General features: G+C 39.5%; 22 protein-coding genes. 6 read left to right on the forward strand and 16 right to left on the reverse strand.

The features are described 5' to 3' along the window. Positions 1 to 8: 8 nt before the first annotated feature. Complete coding sequence (locus CKK03_RS15215) at positions 9 to 2198, reverse strand: amidohydrolase family protein (protein ID WP_099363400.1); 2190 nt, start codon at positions 2196 to 2198, stop codon at positions 9 to 11. Between the two features lie 60 nt (positions 2199 to 2258). Further along, positions 2259 to 2963, reverse strand: coding sequence for a purine-nucleoside phosphorylase (gene deoD / locus CKK03_RS15220; RefSeq protein ID WP_099353011.1), 705 nt, complete (start codon positions 2961 to 2963; stop codon positions 2259 to 2261). A 135-nt stretch (positions 2964 to 3098) separates the two neighbouring features. Here deoD and CKK03_RS24170 point away from each other — a divergent pair, with 135 nt between their 5' ends. Then, the gene (locus CKK03_RS24170; protein WP_281254514.1) at positions 3099 to 3233 is read left to right on the forward strand and encodes a hypothetical protein; all 135 of its coding nucleotides are present in this window, start codon (positions 3099 to 3101) and stop codon (positions 3231 to 3233) included. 14 nt (positions 3234 to 3247) lie between these two features. Further along, positions 3248 to 3394: a protein YoyE gene (yoyE, locus tag CKK03_RS23755; protein ID WP_010281467.1), complete on the forward strand. Its 147-nt coding sequence runs from the start codon at positions 3248 to 3250 to the stop codon at positions 3392 to 3394. A gap of 40 nt (positions 3395 to 3434) precedes the next feature. On the opposite strand, the gene CKK03_RS15225 is transcribed toward yoyE, so the two are convergent. Further along, positions 3435 to 4205 carry a sporulation protein gene (locus tag CKK03_RS15225; protein ID WP_099363401.1) on the reverse strand — a complete coding sequence of 257 codons (771 nt, stop codon included), beginning with the start codon at positions 4203 to 4205 and terminating at the stop codon, positions 3435 to 3437. Positions 4206 to 4321: 116 nt separating this feature from the next. Beyond that, the gene (locus tag CKK03_RS15230; protein WP_099353214.1) at positions 4322 to 4492 is read right to left on the reverse strand and encodes a YozD family protein; all 171 of its coding nucleotides are present in this window, start codon (positions 4490 to 4492) and stop codon (positions 4322 to 4324) included. Between the two features lie 145 nt (positions 4493 to 4637). Between CKK03_RS15230 and CKK03_RS23500 the strand changes: the two genes are divergently transcribed. Next, complete coding sequence (locus CKK03_RS23500) at positions 4638 to 4835, forward strand: hypothetical protein (RefSeq protein ID WP_142354025.1); 198 nt, start codon at positions 4638 to 4640, stop codon at positions 4833 to 4835. On the opposite strand, the gene yodN is transcribed toward CKK03_RS23500, so the two are convergent. From yodN to CKK03_RS15295, 12 genes are all read right to left on the reverse strand, one after another. After that, a complete protein-coding gene (yodN, locus tag CKK03_RS15240) occupies positions 4832 to 5524 on the reverse strand; it encodes a germination protein YodN (RefSeq protein WP_099363402.1) in 693 nt (230 codons plus the stop codon). The genes CKK03_RS23500 and yodN overlap by 4 nt on opposite strands. 351 nt (positions 5525 to 5875) lie before the next feature. Beyond that, entirely contained in the window at positions 5876 to 6094 is a 219-nt protein-coding gene (locus CKK03_RS15245) for a YozE family protein (protein WP_099353014.1), read from the reverse strand. Positions 6095 to 6167: 73 nt separating this feature from the next. Then, the gene (locus CKK03_RS15250; protein ID WP_099363403.1) at positions 6168 to 6440 is read right to left on the reverse strand and encodes a YokU family protein; all 273 of its coding nucleotides are present in this window, start codon (positions 6438 to 6440) and stop codon (positions 6168 to 6170) included. A gap of 22 nt (positions 6441 to 6462) precedes the next feature. Further along, positions 6463 to 7878, reverse strand: coding sequence for a lysine 2,3-aminomutase (gene kamA / locus CKK03_RS15255; RefSeq protein WP_099363404.1), 1416 nt, complete (start codon positions 7876 to 7878; stop codon positions 6463 to 6465). An 81-nt stretch (positions 7879 to 7959) separates the two neighbouring features. Continuing rightward, positions 7960 to 9330, reverse strand: coding sequence for a sigma-54 interaction domain-containing protein (locus tag CKK03_RS15260; protein WP_099363405.1), 1371 nt, complete (start codon positions 9328 to 9330; stop codon positions 7960 to 7962). Positions 9331 to 9393: 63 nt separating this feature from the next. Beyond that, positions 9394 to 10248 carry a putative beta-lysine N-acetyltransferase gene (gene ablB, locus CKK03_RS15265; RefSeq protein WP_099363406.1) on the reverse strand — a complete coding sequence of 285 codons (855 nt, stop codon included), beginning with the start codon at positions 10246 to 10248 and terminating at the stop codon, positions 9394 to 9396. 35 nt (positions 10249 to 10283) lie between these two features. After that, positions 10284 to 11555: a peptidase gene (locus tag CKK03_RS15270; protein ID WP_099363407.1), complete on the reverse strand. Its 1272-nt coding sequence runs from the start codon at positions 11553 to 11555 to the stop codon at positions 10284 to 10286. Between the two features lie 15 nt (positions 11556 to 11570). After that, complete coding sequence (locus CKK03_RS15275; RefSeq protein ID WP_099363408.1) at positions 11571 to 12233, reverse strand: 3-oxoacid CoA-transferase subunit B; 663 nt, start codon at positions 12231 to 12233, stop codon at positions 11571 to 11573. Next, a complete protein-coding gene (locus CKK03_RS15280) occupies positions 12218 to 12910 on the reverse strand; it encodes a CoA transferase subunit A (protein WP_099363734.1) in 693 nt (230 codons plus the stop codon). Before CKK03_RS15280 ends, CKK03_RS15275 begins: the two co-directional genes overlap by 16 nt. 20 nt (positions 12911 to 12930) lie before the next feature. Beyond that, positions 12931 to 14286: an aspartate aminotransferase family protein gene (locus CKK03_RS15285; RefSeq protein WP_099363409.1), complete on the reverse strand. Its 1356-nt coding sequence runs from the start codon at positions 14284 to 14286 to the stop codon at positions 12931 to 12933. 664 nt (positions 14287 to 14950) lie between these two features. Continuing rightward, the gene (locus tag CKK03_RS15290) at positions 14951 to 15871 is read right to left on the reverse strand and encodes an NAD(P)/FAD-dependent oxidoreductase (RefSeq protein ID WP_099363410.1); all 921 of its coding nucleotides are present in this window, start codon (positions 15869 to 15871) and stop codon (positions 14951 to 14953) included. Between the two features lie 240 nt (positions 15872 to 16111). After that, positions 16112 to 16243 carry a YjcZ family sporulation protein gene (locus tag CKK03_RS15295; protein ID WP_099353023.1) on the reverse strand — a complete coding sequence of 44 codons (132 nt, stop codon included), beginning with the start codon at positions 16241 to 16243 and terminating at the stop codon, positions 16112 to 16114. A gap of 209 nt (positions 16244 to 16452) precedes the next feature. Between CKK03_RS15295 and CKK03_RS15300 the strand changes: the two genes are divergently transcribed. From CKK03_RS15300 to CKK03_RS15310, 3 genes are all read left to right on the forward strand, one after another. Then, entirely contained in the window at positions 16453 to 17622 is a 1170-nt protein-coding gene (locus CKK03_RS15300) for a M20 family metallopeptidase (RefSeq protein ID WP_099363411.1), read from the forward strand. A 158-nt stretch (positions 17623 to 17780) separates the two neighbouring features. Beyond that, positions 17781 to 18644: a fumarylacetoacetate hydrolase family protein gene (locus CKK03_RS15305; RefSeq protein WP_099363412.1), complete on the forward strand. Its 864-nt coding sequence runs from the start codon at positions 17781 to 17783 to the stop codon at positions 18642 to 18644. Between the two features lie 141 nt (positions 18645 to 18785). Further along, positions 18786 to 20336, forward strand: a complete 1551-nt coding sequence (locus CKK03_RS15310; protein ID WP_099363413.1) for a Na+/H+ antiporter NhaC family protein — start codon at positions 18786 to 18788, stop codon at positions 20334 to 20336. Positions 20337 to 20419 lie beyond the last annotated feature (83 nt).

The raw sequence follows: 20419 nt of genomic DNA on the forward strand, positions 1-20419 counted from the left end.
GAAAAAGTTTATTCGAATACCCCAATAATCGGTTGTCCATTTTTAACCTGTGTTTGAACACCATTTTCGTCTTTTGCAATCTTACCAGACACGATGACATAATCAATCCCTTTGGATAAGGATGCTGGTTTTTCAGCTGTTGAAGTGTCAATGATCTCATGATAGTCGAAAACCGTAATATCTGCAGTTGCACCAACATGGAGCCTTCCTCTTGTACTCATTGCTGGTGCAACTTCTTCTAGCTGCCTCGCGGAATGGATGGTAATTTTCTTCATTCCTTCCATCAGTGGTAAGATATCAAGGTCACGAATGTAACGCCCAATAAACCTTGAAAATGTTCCCGCTCCTCTTGGGTGATTAAACTCACTATCCATCGTTGCATCGCTGCCAATCATACTATGGTCAACTTGTAATGCTTGAATGAGTTCGTCCTCATCCATCGCATAAACGATGACTTGTCCACCTTTTTTACGATAAATTGGAAACGTATCCTCGGTTAGTCGCTCAGTTGTACCGGCTACTTGAATGTCTGAATAGGATATGCCAAACCTTGTCTGCCAATCTCCACTGAGACGTTCAAATGAAATATCTGTCGCCCACGAATCGTATGGGTACACATCATATGTGACTTGGTAACCATCTGCACGAGCTTCTTCAATCAGAGCTAATGCTTCATCCATCGCACCTGTCCCACCTGTACTGTGAAGATGCATAAAATGAACCGGAGCATCAAGCTCCCTTGCATAACCAAGAACCTCTTTAACTGAATCAATACTTGTATGTTCACCTGTTAGACTAGAATGCCTTCCATGGAAATGTGTGACAATGCCATATTTCTTTGCAACTTTCATGATTGCCTTGATTTCATCAGGTGTCGTTCCTGGATAATACTCAGGGCTAAATGCTACTGCGAGCGCACCTTTTTTAATTTCCTCATCTGCTCGTTTAACCATATAGTCAATTTGCTCTTGAGTTGGTGTGCCATGGTTGCCAAGGCCAGCTTCATATCGTAAGCGAACCGCAAACAAAGCACCCCCATAGTTTACTGATGTTGGATAGTTTTCGTATTGATTAAAAAATCCGTTAAAATCAACAGTACATCCGTGCATGGAAAGATTTGTTGTAACCCCATCACCAATCTTGAATTTCGCTGCCATAGGGTTTGGATTGAACGACAGCATATCAATAAAGCCTGGACTTACGATTTTTTGATACGCATCAATTTCAGTCTCTCCGCGAATTGCAGATTTTGTAACCGCAGCCACTTTGTCGTCCTTAATTCCAACATGATAACCAATTTTCATGGTTTCCTTGTCCGGATCTATCACAATTCCATTCTTAATCACGATATCAAAAGTTTCATTCTGTGGTTCTTCAGAAGTTGTTTGTTTGTATTTGAACTCTTTAATGTCCAGTTTGTTCTTTTTTGATTTAAAGCCGATGAGCTGTTCCCCATCAAATAGAAACTTATCTCCGCTTATTTTTTCAAGTTGGGTTGTCTTATTGGTGGCTAATTCATGAACAAAAGCAGAAATCTTCCCTTGGTCTTTGATTGTGTAGACAATATGCTCTAGTTCAGGATTAGCATCGACCCAGTCAACCGTTGCTTTTTCCGATGGGAGGTCAACTACGAATAAGTCCATATGGGAATCAAATTCTGGTGTATTAAAAATGATTTCGGCTTTCTGCTGTTCTTGATTTGTCTTGGCATAGAGCATTCCTTCCTCGTAGCCATTCTTAAACTTAATATTACTGATTTTAGCGGTACCCTCAAACGGAATTTCGGAAATCGTTTCTTTTGTCCCAATATTAATCATCTCGATAAAATTGCTGCCATCCTCTTTCTTTCCGTACAAATACAACAAGTGGGCATCCGGATTCACTTCTACCCCTCTATAGGTTTTATCAGGACTGTTTGGAACTTGGTAATCCACCCACGGTGTCACATTCTCAATCACCGATTGTTGTCGATCCCCGATATAAAGTTTCTTTTGACCGTTTTCCTCTAACAAGGCGAGTACTTGATTCCCATAAAAGGTAATCCCATCTATCTTAAAGCCATTCACAACTAATTGGCTTTTTACCTCTTCATCGGTATCCGTAAAAGACTCAGATGGTGAAATGATTTTTGACCCAAAAAAGGCGACAAACAAGACAATTGCTAATGTCACGCCATATCTAATAAATCGATTTTTCATAATTATCACCCTAATAAAAGAGGAAAAAATCTCGAAGCACGAAATCTTTTCCCCTCCCGTTTACTCTTTCAATGCTGCTTCTAGAGCAACCTCGATCATATCATTAAATGTTGTTTGACGTTCCTCAGCTGTTGTTTCTTCTCCGGTTAAAATATGATCACTTACTGTTAAAACTGATAATGCATTTCGACCAAATTTCGCTGCTAATGTGTAGAGTGCAGTTGTTTCCATTTCAATCGCAAGGATCCCATATTGTGCCCATTTTTCTAACTCGGCATTTTCATTATAGAAAACGTCACTTGTGAAGACATTTCCTACTTTAAGATTAAGGCCTTTTTCAGTACCTGCCTCATATGCTTTTTTCAATAAATCAAATGATGCCGTTGGAGCATAGTCGACACTACCAAAGTTGATGCGGTTCATTTGTGAGTTCGTTGAGGAAGTCATCGCTAAAATGACATCTCGTACTTTCACATCCTTTTGAATCGCACCGCAAGTTCCGACTCGAATTAAGTTTTGGACTCCATATTCATTCATCAATTCATGTATGTATATTGAAATGGATGGAACCCCCATTCCTGTTCCTTGGACAGACACGCGCTTTCCTTTATATGTACCGGTAAAACCGAGCATTCCACGAACTTCATTGTAGCATTGAACATTTTCAAGAAAGTTTTCAGCAATATACTTTGCACGCAATGGGTCTCCTGGAAGCAAAATTGTTTCAGCGATATCCCCTTGCTTTGCTCCAATATGTGTACTCATTCATGATCCTCCTATGTAGGTAAAATTACACTTTTTCTATGTTACCACAATTCCATTCTACTTAAAAAGTTTGATTAACGCAAAAATATGGGGAAAGATAAGATTGTATCATCTTCGTAAAGGGGGTATTCGTTCATGGCTAACGAAAAAATGAGCAAAAAATTAAGACAAGCTGTTGACTATGCAAATGCAACTGACACCACTAAAGGTGTTGGAAATCCACCAAATACATCGAAAAAAGCAAAAGACGGCTTTATGCAGCCTAAATAATTGGAGGGAATATAATGGGTAAGAAAAATCGTAATCGTATAAATGCTCCTAAGAAAAACAACCATACTCCACCTGAAGCAATTGAGGCAGAACAAATCGCTCATGGTAAAGAATTCTCTGCTGCTGGTGGCCGTAAAAACGGACCAGGGCATAATGAATAAATGAAATAAGGGCGTCCCTATGCTGGGCGCCCTTTTGCAATTAGCTATAACGGCTAATAATTTGGTTGATTTTTGATTTAAGGTTTGGAAGATCATCAGTCGTTACAGTGAAGTTTACGAAGGATTCATCCATATCCATCGCCTCAGCAAGAAAGCTACTTAACCCACGTGCACGTCTATCCACCTGCATCATCACGTCCATCCGATCTTCTGATTGTGGGAAGAACATCACTTCTACTTCATCTAATCTTCCACGATATTGTCCACTTGTTGGAACAAACTCAAATTCCTGCACAAATGGAAGACGTCTTCTTAGACGATAAGGTGCCGCTTCACAATCAACCTTACGTAAGCTAAAGCCTAAATCATATACCGCATTCAACACACCTGCTGCAAGTGGTGATGGCGAAACTGAAATAAAATCTTTATCTGATGGGTCAATTGCATTTTTAATATCTAAGCCTGTATGAATCCACACTCTTGTTTTCCCGAGTGTTGCAGGTGTATCAAGTGGGAGGACAAATGAAAATGGAATCTCACGTCTTTCATCACTTCCGATTGTAAAACGCTCAACAATTTTTACTTTTTCAATCGTTGCTTGTTGATTAAACTTTCTGTCATTCGATTCTTTAATGTAGGTTGTCATTAAGGAAAGATAAATCTCATCGATTTGCTGTTCCGTATTTCCTCCAACAATTTCAACAACGCCAGAAACCTTTTCACCAGCTTTTAGTTGATCTGTTGTTAACTTTGTATCCACCCTTGCACTTCCAATCCCAATACTTGAAAAAAGTTTATTAAATAAAGACATGGCCATTCCTCCTAATTCTTGATATAAAACTATACGACTGGGCATGAAAAAAGTTTCTACAAATATGATATTTTTTTCAAAAGAAAAACGACGGGTTGCCCCGCCGTCTTATGTACCTAGTCTTCATCTTCTTCGTCAATTACACATTTAAAGAGTAAGTATTCAAATGTAATATCCGCTAGCTCCTCTAGCTCTTCCTCACTTGGGGCAAATCCCCTTTGGACAAGTTCGTTATAGAAAAACTCTGCAATTTCCTCCGTATCAATAACAACCTCAATCTCCTTCAGCATGATCGCCCCCTTTACTAAAGATGTATGATGTAAAAACGTCACCTATGTCATTTCATATGTATATTATTTTTTAGTCATGAAATCAAAAATTCATACATAGGATGGAATATAAGAATTGGACAAGCCTAATGGAGGGGTTCTCATGACAAAGCAAGCCGTTATTGTAAAATTTCCAGTACAAGAAGAAGTGAATCACACCAATAAATTACTAGCATTTATTGACGGAGACGGGTTTGATAAAGTGTTAGGAAAAGTAACAAAAGGATTATTTTCTGTTATTTTATTTTTAGGGATCCCTTATTTCTTTTATGTGTTAGTGCAAGCGTTACTCATGGGTTAATCGTTACCTTTCCCAGACTCAAATTTTTGTAGATTTTTCATAGCCAAATCCATAACATCTTTATATTTCTGATCCTGGAACATGTCGTACAGGATCTTGTAGTCGTTGTACACATCTAATAAACCATCAATGATTTCTTTTTTCTCTTTTTTAATACGCATATGATCTTTTTCGGATTTACGATAAATATCCATATTTTCATACATCCCCGCATTATTGTTTTTCTTTTTCACAAAATACTTCAACGAATATTTTTGAAGGAATGTTTCGGCTTGATCAAAGTCTGCAAGCAGTGTAAGCTCATCCTCTCCTGCTTCGAGCCACTCACCGTCTGTCACTCTCGCTAGTTCGTAAATCACATCCTCCCACGCACCCTCTTTGTATCTCCATATTTCAGTGTGTATCCCGACTATTTTAAACACATCATTGTCGTACCCTTGCACAAAGACAAGGTCACCAAAATAATATTTGTATTCAATATCGATTTTTTCAATTTCCATCGGCTTTGCTTTGTAGTGTGAAAGCAAGGTTAGCGCCGATTCTGAGTAAAATGCCTCGCCTTTATTGACTTTATAGAGAAAATTTCCATCTAGCTTTCGGATATCGGTCACAGATCCAACTGTTCCATATAACTTAACAACGACGATATCCCCGATTTTGTATTTTGGCTTTTTGCTTTTACCATCCATATCCTCATCCCTCTGCTTTGGTGTCGATTTAAAGGGTGTGAAATAGTATATGCAAGTCTTTTGCAAAACGGCATTATAATAGGGCTTGTGAATCAAGAAATATTAAGGGGTGGCGAGCCTAAAATTTTTGGAGGTAAAGTGTTCGTTATAGAGGATTTTTTGGAAGGATCTCGCTAACAGCCATAAGTTAAAAATAATAGCTGATAATTTAAATTAACAGCCATAAATTTAAATTAACAGCCATAAAATATATTTTTCAGCCATAAATAGGGATTGAGCCCTAATTGCATCGGCAAATCAGTTCTTAAAACGGAAAAAACCACCGAGATTCCGTATCTCAGTGGTTAATATTCAATCTTCGTTTTCATATAGATCCCAGGCTTTATCGAAAATAGACATACTTTTTAAATATTGGCCGTTTAGCTCCAAATAAGAGCTCAATTCGTTGTAATCCTTCGAATAAATTGGAAAGCTATGATCCAAATAGATGTCATTTGCAAATTGACTAATATCATCTTTCGCTTTTGCCGTACGGAATTTTACAATATAGTGATAAAATGACTTTCCCATAACAACCACATCCTACATAAGCGTTCGTTTTGTCATTTTATCATGTTATGGTATCAAGTCAACTGAAAATAGTTTAAAAACGAAAGTAGTTATGCTTTAGAAATCGCGGAATCTCCATAAGTTCTTTATAGCTAATTGTCTTCAAAAGTTTTTTTGTATCGATTAACATGAGTTGGTCTTCGATTTCATTGATAATGCTTTCCTCTTGATACTCCATCCCGCACTCATCACACGTTACACTAGGTGTATCGGTAATTTCAATTGCTCTTGTTCCATCTGGGAGTTCCCAAAATACACTGTTTGTTGCTTCTTTCGCCTTTTCCGAACCACACCACATACAATTCAACAATATGACCTCCCATCAAAATTCAACTTGATTTTTCATCTTCCTTACTTGAGCCCTTCATTTTTTGTAATGTAGATTGAAATTTTTTCTCCTTCAATTCATCGCGTTTATCACGTTTATCTTTTAACGTACTGTGGCTTGGGTCTTCATTGTATTTCTTTCTTCTAGAAATTCGGTTTATGCCTTCTGGGACAAGGTTAAAGCCATCACCTAGAAGCCCCGCTATTCCTGCAGTTGATTTTTTATCTTCGAGCGAGCCTACATGCTCTGTAAAATAAGCGTCCGCACGGCCTGGTACATAGTTTTCTGGCTCTGGATAGGTGGTGATTACTCCTTCAAAATTACGCAGCACGACTTTTTCCGGACTTTGCGAAAGCAGATAATTCGGCTGAACGGCAATTTTTCCGCCTCCACCAGGTGCATCGACGACAAAGGTTGGCACAGCATAGCCTGAAGTGTGACCACGTAAACCCTCGATAATTTCTAACCCTTTTGAAACAGGTGCTCTAAAGTGGCCGATCCCTTCTGATAAATCACATTGATAAATATAATAAGGACGAACTCTGATTTTGACCAAATCATGCATCAGTTTTTTCATGATTTCGACGCTGTCGTTAATACCTGCTAAGATTACGGATTGGTTCCCGACTGGCACACCACTGTTAACCAGCATTTCACACGCTTTTTTTGCTTCCTCTGTAATCTCGATGGACGTATTAAAATGTGTATTTAACCAAACCGGATGGTATTTCTTTAAAATATTGCACAGGTTTTCTGTTATACGTTGCGGGAATACAACGGGTGCTCTTGTTCCGATACGAATGATTTCCACATGCGGAATCGCGCGTAAATTTTTCAAAATGTACTCAAGAATATTGTCATTAATAAGTAGGCCGTCACCACCGGAAATAAGAACGTCACGTACTTCAGGAGTGTTGGCGATATAGCCTATCGCAGCATCTAGCTGTTTTTTCGGCACACCCATGCCAATTTGGCCGGAAAATCGTCTTCTCGTACAGTAGCGACAATACATCGAGCATTGGTTCGTTACTAAAAAGAGGACACGGTCTGGGTAACGATGTGTTAAACCAGGTACTGGTGAATCCTCGTCTTCTTCAAGAGGATCTTCCAAATCATATTTCGTTTTATAAATTTCTTTCCCAATTGGTACAGATTGCATCCGAATTGGGCAACGTGGATCATCAGGATTCATTAACGATGCGTAATAAGGTGTTATATTTAAAGGAATCGTCTTTGTGGAAATTAAGACACCTTCTTCTTCCTCTGGAGTTAGATTAATGACCTTACGTAAATCATCAATGGTGCGGATTGTATTCGTCAATTGCCAAATCCAATCGTTCCACTGCTCCTCCGTTACATCCTTCCATAATTCAATGTCCTTCCAATGACGCTCAGGTTTATATAAGTTCATCTGCATAAAAAATCTCCTCCCTACTCTTATTAACATGCAAGTAGCATGCCAACTGTTAAGTAGAGAAGAGATTTATATGAAAATGGGCTAATTATTCATTTTTTGCAATTTGTATTGCAGGGTTTGACGCGGAATTTCTAGGAGTTTTGCCGCTTTGTTGATGTTCCCACCTGACTTTTTCATGGCTGCATCGATCAAAGAATTTTCGGTTTCTTGTATGACTTCACGAAGCGGTCTTAATGTGACTGTAGACGTTGCTTCCGTATCAATAAGATGACTGGGTAATAAATCAATTGTTAGTGATGATCCTTCAGCCATAATCATCGCATGTTCAATGATATGTTTTAATTCTCTTACATTCCCAGGCCAAAGGTAGCTAGCGAATAATCGAAGGACTTCATCATCTACCTTTGAGACACTTTTTTGAAAGCTATGATTATAAAGGCCAACAAAGTGATCGACTAAATACGGTATGTCTTCGAGTCGCTTCTTTAAGGGAGGAATCTCCAAAGAGAAAACATTCAAACGATAATACAAATCCGGTCTTAGCTCATTATCTTTGACACAATCTGTTGGATATTTGTTTAGCGCAACAATCACACGAACATCGACTTGAAGAGCTTTCGGGCTGCCAATTCTTCTGACCATCCCATCCTCAAGTACACGGAGCAATCGGGATTGGAGCTCAAGGGGCATCGAATTGATTTCGTCTAAAAAAAGAGTCCCGCCATGTGCAATTTCAAATAACCCAGCACGGTCCACCGCACCCGTATAGCTCCCTTTAACCGTTCCAAATAAAATACTTTCTAATAAGCTTTCGGGTAAAGCCGCACAGTTTTGCGCAATAAAGGGAGCCTGCCTTCGAGGTGAGGCATTATGAATCGCTTGCACAAGAAGTTCCTTACCTGTTCCTGTTTCCCCATATACTAAAACAGTCGATGAAGAGTTCGCAACCTTCATTGCTTGTTTTTTCACGGTGTTGAAACGCTCATTTTTCGTCAGGATGTCATGGAAAGTGTATTTTGCTCCATATAATTCTTGAGGCTTTTTTGAAGGACTGCGAACCTTTGATTGCAGGTCCATCAATTTATTGGATAAATCTTTAATCTTTGAGTAATCTTTTCCGATTTCAACAGCACCTATGAATTTTCCATTGATATGGATAGGTAAGGTCGTATTCACCGTATCAATCAGCTTTCCCCATTTGTTTTTGTAGGTTTGGGGAAGATGATAAATCGGCTGTTTTGTGCGAATGACCTTTAAAAGAGTACTAGAATCCTCATTTAAAGAAGGAAAGACCTCGAGAAGATGCTTACCGAGTACCTCCTCCCGACTAAGCCCATCATGCTCGGCTGCTACCTGATTATAGAAGATGGTGATTCCTTCCTCATTTACAACATGTATGGCTTCATCGATACTATCTAAAATGGCAATGACTAGTTCTTCCCCGATTTGCATGCATCTCCACCTCCCTCATCACATGATGAAATTCCGGCGCTTGATGCCGAAAAATTGGCAGGGTCAGTCAATTGATAAATCCTTCACCCACACATTCATGTCTTCAATTTTATCAAATATATAGCAATTGTTTGTGAGTCTGCCAGTATATGAGTATCCTAACTGGTAAAAGCTTTTATTCATTCCATATGAAACTGCCCTCGCAATCGAGTAGGCACAATATATTCCGTTGTTAATTAGCTCCTTTTCAAGGTGAATCAAGAGCTTTTTCATTAAGCCGTGTTTCCGATAGTCATCCAAAGTTGCACAATCGGTTAGCTCCGCATTATAAAAGGTATGATTCACTTCGGCTGAGGCGCTACTTATGATCACACCATCGTCGAGAGCGACATAAAAAACCGTGGAATCCTTCATCACTTTCTGAATATAGTCTGGGTTGTTTAATGGAGTTGGATAAATCTGAAACACAGTATCATACAATTTAGCAAGTTGCTCTGCATCTTCGGGTGTTGCTTTGCGGATTAAAAATTGAGTATTTGTTGGATTATTTTCTCGTGGATTTCGTAGGATGTCGGTCATTATTTTTTCTTCTTCCATCCATTTATCACTATTTCGTCTTTCATTTGTAAAATACTTTGTAACAAAATAGGCATCACTGCCATTAAAATATTTTTGAACAATTGCTTCAACCATAAAGCCACATGACATAAATTCAAATAAGTCCTCACGTTTAGCCATACAAATTATTTTTTCAAATGAATTCATTTCTGCAATCTCGTTAACCTCATCTAATAAGGACATAAGATTACCTCGATATTCTAAAACGCGTAGTCTCCGGTTGAAATAGTCTACGACGAGGTCTGCATGATATGAAGCTGCATGTAATCGTTTTTGTTCACTGTATTTTTGACCTGACAACATCAAACCTCCTCAAACCCTTTTCATCTATCATATCATTTTTCAGAAACTTCACACCATGCTAAAATCGTTTGGGCAATGATTTCTGCCGTTTCAAACATCCGTTCAAGCTCAATATACTCATTTGGGTAATGAGCGACTTCTGTTGTGCCAGGACCGAACACAATGGTTGGTATATTTCCGACCGCTGTTAAAAGCCCGCCATCTGTTCCCCAAGGTGACGCCTCAATGATTGGTTCTTTCCCCATAACCTCTTTATACTGATTGATTAAAAGATTCATAAGTTCATGGTCATGAGCAATGGTACCAGGCACCCAACGTGCACCAAACCACTCAAGTCCTACTGGATGGTCTTGGAACCATGGATCTATTTCAGGTAATTTTTCAAGCCATTGTTGCATTTCAGCTTTTGCGTGCTCAATCGTTTCTTCTGGAGCGACACCCATTCGACCTTCGATGGTAACAACATCTGGAACAGAAGACGGCCAGGTTCCCCCGTTTATTTTTCCAATATTGATAGGCACTGGAATGGGTGTATTTTTATAAAGAGGATCATTAATCGCCGCATTGCGAATCATTTCAAGCTTTAAAAGATGGTTAATAACCGTTATTGCCTTTTCGATGGCACTCACGCCTTCATACCTCGTTCCACCATGTGCAATTCGGCCGTAAATATCAATTTTAAACCACATTGAACCTTGTTGTTTCGGGAAGATCTTCATATTCGTCGGCTCTGGGATAATCGCTCCATCTGCTTTATAGCCTTTGATAATTGTTGCAAGTGTTCCAGCACCACCACTTTCCTCTTCGATGACACTTTGAAAAATGACGTCGCCTTTTAGTTGAATACCCGATTCCTTGATGGCTTGGATTGCTAATAGCATTGCGACATTTCCGCCCTTCATATCTGTGGAACCTCGCCCATATAATTTTCCATCTTTCACTTCAGCGGAATACGGATCCATATCCCATTGTGTAATATCTCCTTCTGGAACAACATCAATGTGGCCATTTAAGAGAAGTGATTTTCCCCCACCTGTCCCTTTCAGAACACCGACGACATTAGGACTATCGAGAAAGTTTGTTCTTGGTGAAACAAAATATGGATGCTTTAAAAGTTCCGTGCCATTAGGTTCCCAGATGTCAATTTCCATCCCAAGTTGACGGCATTTTTCGATGACAATTGCTTGCGAAGACCTTTCATTCCCTTGGAGACTCGGTTCTTGAACAAGCTTCTTTAACAAGCGAATTCCTTTCCCCTTATTTTCTTGGATCCACTTTTTCACTTTATCGTTAGTATCACTCAAGCACTTCCCCTCCCTTTAGGTTAGTTGTGAAATCGTTTCATCCCACTTCAATTCGGCACTCGTATTTTTTATCACATCTTCCACTGTAAAAGGAGTCATCACTTCTAATAGGTGGAGGCCATCCTCCTTCACTTCAATCACGGCCATATCGGTAATGATAAGATCGACACAGTTCTTAGAGGTGAGAGGCAGACTACACTCTTTTACAATTTTTGAGTTTCCGTGTTTGTCGACATGGTTCATTAATACGATCACTTTTTTTGCTTTTTGTGCTAACTCCATTGCCCCACCCATCCCTGGGACACGTTTGCCTGGGACAATCCAGTTCGCGAGGTCTCCCTTTTCACTAACCTGCAGTGATCCAAGAATTGTTATATCAATATAGCCCCGGCGAATCATACCAAAGGCAATTGAACTATCAAAATAGGACGAACCTGTAACTGTTGTTACTGGATAGCCAGCGGCGTTACAAATATTCTCATCCTCAGTCCCTTTTTCTGGGCTTGGACCGATCCCTAAAATGCCGTTTTCAGCATGAATCATGACATTGATCCCTTCAGGGAGGTGATTTGGAACGAGGGAAGGAATACCAATTCCTAGGTTCACAATCATACCATCCTTGACTTCCTGTGCCGCCCGTTTAGCGATTCGATTGCGAATATCTACTCCCATACCCATTTCCAATTCACCCCTCTGCTCTTGATAATCATGTCTACATAGATTCCTGGTGTTATAATTTCTTCTGGATCTAGTTCTCCTAATGGAACAATTTCCTCAACCTCGGCAATTGTAAATTTTCCTGCCATGGCAACAAGCGGATTCATGTTTCTGGCACTTTTATCATAGACAAGATTTCCAAATGGATCGGCTTTTTTAGCGAAAAGAATTGACACTTCCGCTGTTAAGGGCTTTTCTAATAAATAGTTTGTGCCATCAACTGCAATGATTTGTTTTCCGTTAGAAACAATTTCGTTGTCAATTCCAACATCAACTAAAATACCACCAAGTCCGACACCACCCGCACGGATTCGTTCAGCAAGTGTGCCTTGAGGTGAAAATTCGATTTCCATTTTCCCATCTGTCATCAGTTGGCCAGCAACAGGATTTGAACCAATATGGGAGACAATGCATTTTTTCGCATGTCCTCGACTGACAAGTTTCCCAATTCCGATGTTTGGAAAACCTGTGTCATTCCCAATCAACGTCAAATCTTTCACATTTTTTTCTAGCAATCCGTCGATCAGCGCTGGTGGACTTCCAATCCCACCAAATCCCCCAAACATTACTGTTGTTCCATCATTGATATGTGTAAGTGCCTCTTCTAGAGTTGAAATTTTATTGTATCGATTTTCAATCAATTATGGTCACCTCCAGATTATGTTGATATGATCCCTATTTTCTGCAGGGCTGTCTCAACATCTATTAAAGTTTGATCAAGGAGCTCAATTAGCTCATCAATTTGCTTAGTCGTAATTGTTAATGGTGGTGCAACGAGAATGGCGTCACCACCAACACCTTCAATTCCAGCTGCAGCCGGATATAGTAACAGGCCATTGTTCTGACCTTGACTGACGACCAGTGAAGTTAAGTCAATTTCCTTATTAAAAGGGAACTTTGTGATCATGTCGGATACGAATTCGATTCCACACATCAGTCCTTTTCCACGAACATCGCCGATAATCGGGTGCTTTTTTTGCAATTCTTGTAGTTTAGTATTCAGGTATTTTCCGTTTTTCGCAGATTTTTCAACTAGATTATGAGTTTCAATATAGTTGACGACCGCCAACGCAACAGCTGTAGATTGTGGGTTCGCACTATAGGTGTGTCCACTCATAATTAGCTTTGATCCTTTTTGAATGGGCTCCATTACCTTTTCACTAACGAGGGTTGCGGCAATCGGTGTGTAACCCGCACTCATGCCTTTTCCAAGGGCAATAATGTCAGCATGTGTATCCCAATGTTCAAGGGCAAACATCTTTCCGGTCCGGCCCATTCCGGTCATGACCTCATCTGCAATAAATAAGATATTGTGTTTTTCACAGATTTTTTTGATCACTTGATAATAACCAGGAGGCGGGACAATGGCACCACCTGCAGCTCCGATGATTGGTTCGGCAATAAATCCGGCAATATGCTCAGCTCCAATTCGGTTAATCGCTTGCTCGAGCTCGGTTGCACACATATGATTGCAATCTGGATATGTGGCGTTGAAAGGACACCGGAAGCAATACGGCGGTTGAATGGTTGGATAGTCTTCTAATAATTGAACAAACCGAGCTCTCCTTCCGGTGTGACCAGACATGGATAGTGCACCAATCGTGATCCCGTGGTAGCTCATCCAGCGCGACAAAATTTTGTTTTTTCCTTTAATTCCTTTTTCTTGCCAATGTTGAATGGCAATCTTCATCGCCGTTTCCGTCGCCTCAGAGCCGCTGTTCACAAAAAAAGCCCAGTATTCACCACCTTTTGCTAGATCACTTAATTTTTGTGCCAATTTTTCGGCGGGTTCACTTGTGAATTGTGACCTGTAGACAAATGATATTTTGTGAGCCTGGTTTTCAATTTCTTCAATGATTTCCTTCACGCCATGGCCGATGCTCGCCGTGATTGCCCCTGATGAACCATCGATATATCTTTTTCCATTTGTGTCGTATAAGTAGATTCCATCCCCATGGCTGATCATCGGATATTCCTTATCCAATAAAGGTTTAATTAAGCGGGTTGCGTCCATCGCGAACCCCTCCTCGCGAAAAATGGTATTACAGTACAATTTTGGTAATGGGTATGCTGCGAGTGTTGTGTGCTTTTGATATATGCTTTGGGTTTGAGTGTTGATAAAGTTGGATTGTGGGTGGCTGTTTAGGATTTAATGTTTTTACGGTTTATGAAGGACTTTAGCATGAGTGATCTTTGCTGGAAAGTCCTTCATTGGACTGATGAAGGACCGTAGCACGTGTGATCTTCGCCGTAAAGTCCTTCATAACCCTGATGAAGGACCGGAACACGTGGGATCATTGCCGTAGAGTCCTTCATAACTTTGATGAAGTACTGAAACACGCGAGAACCCTACAGTAAAGTCCTTCATATCGCAGATGAAGAGGAAAACCTCACAAAATTTCCACGCCAATCCCCTTCATAACCACGATGAAGAGGAATACCCCACGAAAATTCCACCCCAATCCTCTTCATAACCACGATGAAGAGGAATACCGCACGAAAATTCTACCCCAATCCTCTTCATAACCACGATGAAGAGGAAAACCACACGAAATTTCCATCTCAATCCCCTTCATCAACTTTCTCATTAACTTTAAACCAATACAAATTCTTGTAAGCGGATACAATAGATAAAAGCCTATTATTACATCATATGTATGTAAGGATTGATAATTTCGTTAATCGCAGGTTTTTTCATCTAAAAGGCTTTTGTGTATCCAAATGGCTGCTTGCATGCCGTCTCCCATGGCGATTGTTGTTTGTTCAGAGTGCACGGCGATATCCCCAGCTGCCCATACATGCTCGACGTTAGTCTTCTTTGTCCTTGGATCAACGATGATATGCTTATTTTCTGTTCGTTCAATGCCAAGCTGAGTAGCTAATTCGGAACGGACTTCATTTCCCGGAAACCCCAAAAATCCTCGGTCCCCATGTATGACTTCTCCACTTTTCAAGCGAACACCGACAAAATCCTCGGTTCCCTCTTTAAGCAAAACCTCCTCCGTATCATCCTGGATATGAGTAATTCCGCTTTGTTTTAACTTTGAGAGCAACTCGCTATCAAGTTTTTTCCAATCATGATTAATAAATGTGATGTCTTTTGTAAAATAGGTTAGAGTGAGTGCCATGTTTGCGCCAGATTTTCCAGAACCGATCACAATTACATGCTTGTCTACTACCTCATACCCGTCACAATCAGGACATACATATATCGTTAAACCGAGGCATTTGTAAATATTTTTGATAGGTGGGATATTGTCCTTTACGCCTGTTGCCAGTAACAACTTCTTCGCGAAATAGGCATCACCACCGCGGCAATATAGCTTAAATAATCCATCCGCTTTTTCAACCTTAGTAACTTCGTTTTGTATAAAAGAAACGCCAAGTTTTTCAGCCTGCATTTTTCCTAGACTTCTCAAGGTTTGTCCACTCACACCGTCAGGCCAGCCTAAAATATTATGGTAGGACCTACAAATGGTGGAACGGCCGTCATTTGAGTCAATCACTGCTATTTTATGTTTATATCGTCCAAGTTGGATTGCTGCTTGTAGACCAGCAATACCACCGCCGATTATTGTGACATCATATTGTACTGACATACTTTCACCTCATTTAAGACATATACTTTTTATCTTTTGTTTAAAATGGAAGATTCTATTCAAAAATACATTAAGTTTACATAATATAATTATGATAAACATGAGTATAAACCCATAAAAATTTTACATACTATTTTTATGATAAACCCTCAAAACCCTAGCCTCCTTTTGTAGCTCAACAACTTAAAAAGTTCCCTTCACGAGTTGTGAAAGGAACCTTTTCTATAGCTCTGTATATTTTTATCGTACGTAAGAAGCTCCGACAATTATTAACAAGATAAACAGTACAACGATTAATACAAAGCTGTTGTTATATCCAAATCCACCATATCCATATCCATGTCCGCAATGATCATGATATCCGTAATGCATAGTGTCATCTCCCTTTCTTTTTCTTACACTGTTAAGATATGAGCCTATGGGTTGTACTGTATGTGCGATTGCCTATTTTTGGGGACTTTTTATTATTTCTTTATTTGTTATATAAAAATAGTATAGTAGACAAAGAGTTTAATTGAATTTTTATACAAGATGATTTATAATTACCCAATAGAAACCTATAATCAGAAAGCAGGGTCAATATGAAAGCAGAAATACTTAACGCTATTGAAGAAAACAAAGATCGTTTTTATGAAATTAGTGCATATATTGGAGCAAATCCAGAACTGGGTCATGAAGAATTCAAAGCTTGTAAAATTTTAACGGATGAACTTAAGAAACATAATTTTAATGTAGAAATAGGAACAGCAGGCCTCCCTACTGCGTTTGAAGCTACATTCGACAGTGGTAAACCTGGTGCAACGATTGGAATTATGTCTGAATATGACGCTCTCCCTGAATTGGGACATGCTTGCGGTCATAATTTAATCGGAACGATGGGTATTGCAGCTGGAATTGGATTATCAAAGGTCCTTTCTGAAACTGGTGGAAAAGTAGTTGTATACGGTACTCCTGCTGAAGAAACGAAAGGCGGAAAAGTAACCATGGCGGAACAAGGTATTTTTGACCACCTTGATGTTGCGATGATGGTTCACCCCCTTAGCCAATACGAAAAAAGTGGTGCTTCCCTCGCGATGGACGCGATCCAATTTGAATTTTTCGGAAAAGCAGCACATGCTGCAGCAAGCCCTCATGAAGGCATAAATGCGCTTGATGCCGTGCTTCAAACGTTTAATAGCATTAATGCGTTAAGACAGCATATTACACCAGACGCACGTATCCATGGAGTCATTCCAGAAGGTGGAAAAGCTGCAAACATCGTACCGGATTATGCTGTTGCCCAATTCTATGTTCGTGCATCTTCTCGTTCTTATTTGAATGAGTTGGTAGAAAAGGTGAAAAAATGTGCTGAAGGTGCTGCCCTTCAAACAGGAGCTACAATGGAATGGTCTAACTATGAGTTCTCTTATGATGACATGATTACAAATGAAAAACTTTCAAATGTCTTTAATGATACGTTAATTGAATTAGGGGTTAATCCTGAGGAGATCAATGAACGTTCAGAAGGAACTGGGTCACTGGATATGGGGAATGTCAGTCAAGTTGCCCCTTCTATTCATCCATATGTAAAAATTTGTGATGAGCCATTTGCTTGCCACACGCACGGTTTTCGTGAAGCAGCTTTAAGTAACCAAGGTAAAGATGCGATGATTCTTGGTGCGAAAACAATGGCTGTAACGGGATATAAAATCTTAACAAACCCTGAATTACTCCAAACAATAAAAGCAGAATTTGAAAAAAATAAAAGATAAAGCACAAAGAGAGACGGTTCCTTGTTTTTGGGAGCCGTCTTTTTTTGACTTGATAGTTTTTTAAATGTTCTAAAAATAAAAATTGTACAATATTCTATGGTAAGACCATGCATCTAGGTGCAGCATGTGTTTTAAATTTAATATGGATGGTGACGTGTATGAAATTACTTTCGTTTCGAGCTACTGATGGTGTTCGTTTAGGTATTAAAACAGATAGCGGCATAATTGATGTGCGAGCTAGTGCTGAAAAAGCTGGTCTGATTGCCCCTGCTTCAATCGATGAAGTCATTTCAAATGGCCAATCTGCACAAGAACAGCTTCAGCAGGTGCTATCTAGATCAGATGCATTCCTAGACGAATCAAGCATTACATATGCACCGGCTGTACAAACGCCAAATAAAATTATCTGTTCAGGTGCGAATTATCGTGCCCATGTTGAAGAAGCAAACTTTACCGTTCCGGATTACCCAATTTATTTCTCTAAATATCAAAATAGTCTTGCCGCACATAACGAAGACATTGTACCGCCTTCCGCAACCAAGCAAGTAGATTATGAGGTTGAATTGGTTGTGGTGATGGGCAAACAAGCTAAGAATATTGCAAAAGAGGAAGCGCTTGATTATGTGTTTGGATATGCGACAGGAAATGATATCTCGGCACGGGATCTTCAAACAAGGACCAACCAGTGGACATATGGTAAAGCGATTGATCAATTTGCTCCGATTGGACCTTATCTTGTAACTGCTGAAGAGGTTCCAAATCCTCAAAATTTAGAATTGAAATGTTGGGTAAATGGGGAATTACGACAAAACTCAAATACAGAGCTGATGATTTTCTCAATTGCTGAAATGATCAGTGACTTGTCTCAAACAATGACCCTTGAACCAGGTGATGTCATTTTTACAGGAACACCAGAAGGCGTTATTTTAGGCATGAAGGATAAAGTTTGGTTGAAACCTGGAGATGAAATGGTCTGTGAGGTTGAAGGGCTAGGTAAATTAGTCAATCGGATTGCGGAGTAACCCTTTTTTCGCACATTCATTCGTGACTAGACTTGTGGGCCTCTATTTGAGTTTACCCCATTAATATGGCCAGTCACGAATGATTTTTCATAAATATTGTAAGCGATTACAAATGTTTTATATTCTAAAGGGGGCAACTATATGGAAGGTACTATTTTTTCACTGATTCCACCGATTGTTACGATTGCGATTATTTTGATTACAAAGCGATTATTTTTGGCATTAGGTATTGGAATCGCAATTGGCGCACTGCTCTATAATCAATGGAATGTCATTGAAAGTTTTGTAAATGTTTACCATATTATGGCTGATGTATTAATAGGGGATGGCAAAGTCTTGTTATTCGTTGTGTTAATAGGAATACTCTCCTCCCTTCTCTATCTATCAGGTGGCATTTATGCTTTTTCCGAATGGGGAGTAAAAGTTGCCAAAACAAGAGTTCAAGCTCAAATGGCGACAATGTTAATCGGGTTTTTCACATGGTTTGATGATGCATTTAGTTGTCTATTCCGTGGTAGCGTAATGAGATCAGTAACGGATAAATACCAAGTATCGCACTCTAAACTTTCCTACTTAATCCACTCAACCTCTGCACCAATCGCTCTACTTATACCCATTTCAGGACTTGCGGCTTTTATTACTTCCATCATTGCAGGTGTCCTGACTGACACTGAGATTACCTCCTATCAAGCATTAGAAGCGTTTTTATTAGCTATACCTACCAATTATTATACAATTACTACTATTATCCTCGTATTTATCGTTGCTTATTTTGGAATAAATGTCGGCCAAATGCGTCGCGATGAAGAACGTGCAGTTTCAGAAGATATTTTATTTGATACAAAACGTGGTAAGGTGCCAGGCTCTGAAGATACGAAACTTCCAACAAGAAATGATGGAAAAATGGCAGATTTACTTTTCCCTGTTTTAACATTAATTATCGTAACTGTGATTTCTGCTATCTGGATTGGACGTTCAAGTGCCGAAGGACCAATCACTGCTTTTGATGTGTTAATTAATACAGACATTATTCTTTCCTTGGTATATGGTGCGATTGCAGCCGATCTTGTCATTTTAACAAGATTGCTAATCAAAAAGACTTCTGGTGAACACTTAAAGATTTCTACTTTGGCTGGGATTAAAACAACACTACCAAGCGTTATCATACTTTTCCTTGCATTAGTTACAGCGAAAGTCATTTCTTCGTTAGGTGTTGGGAATTATCTTGCAACATTAATTGATGGGAATTTACAGCTTGCTTGGTTACCTGTTATCTTCTTTGTTTTCGCAGCTTTTATTTCTTATTCAATTGGAAGCACACTCGGTACAGCAGGCCTTATGATTCCGATTGGTGCGGAAATCGTGGCAACAATCGATGTTACTTTTTTAATTCCGGTAATCGGTGCTGTGTTAGCAGGAACTGTATTTGGAGAGCATACTTCTCCTTTATCTGATACAACGATTCTTGCATCGATTGGAAGCTCGGTCCACCCTATCGATCATATGGTGACACAGCTGCCATATGCAATGCTTTCCAGTGTCTCTTCAATCTTTGGATTCATCGTCCTAGGATTCACTCAAAATATTGTGATCGGTTTGGTTACAGCTATTCTAGTTATGGTTGTGGGTGCATATTTATTTAAAATGCGGCTCAACAAGACTCAAACCTTAACTGGGGAGATTGCCAAATAAGTGAATATTTCTCCCCCTCCCCCCTTCTTATTTTTATAAGGGGGGTGTTTTCTAGTAATCTAGGGAAAAATTTACCATTATTG

It is taken from the genome of Fredinandcohnia onubensis (assembly GCF_002734215.1).
Lineage (GTDB): Bacteria > Bacillota > Bacilli > Bacillales > Bacillaceae_L > Ferdinandcohnia > Ferdinandcohnia onubensis.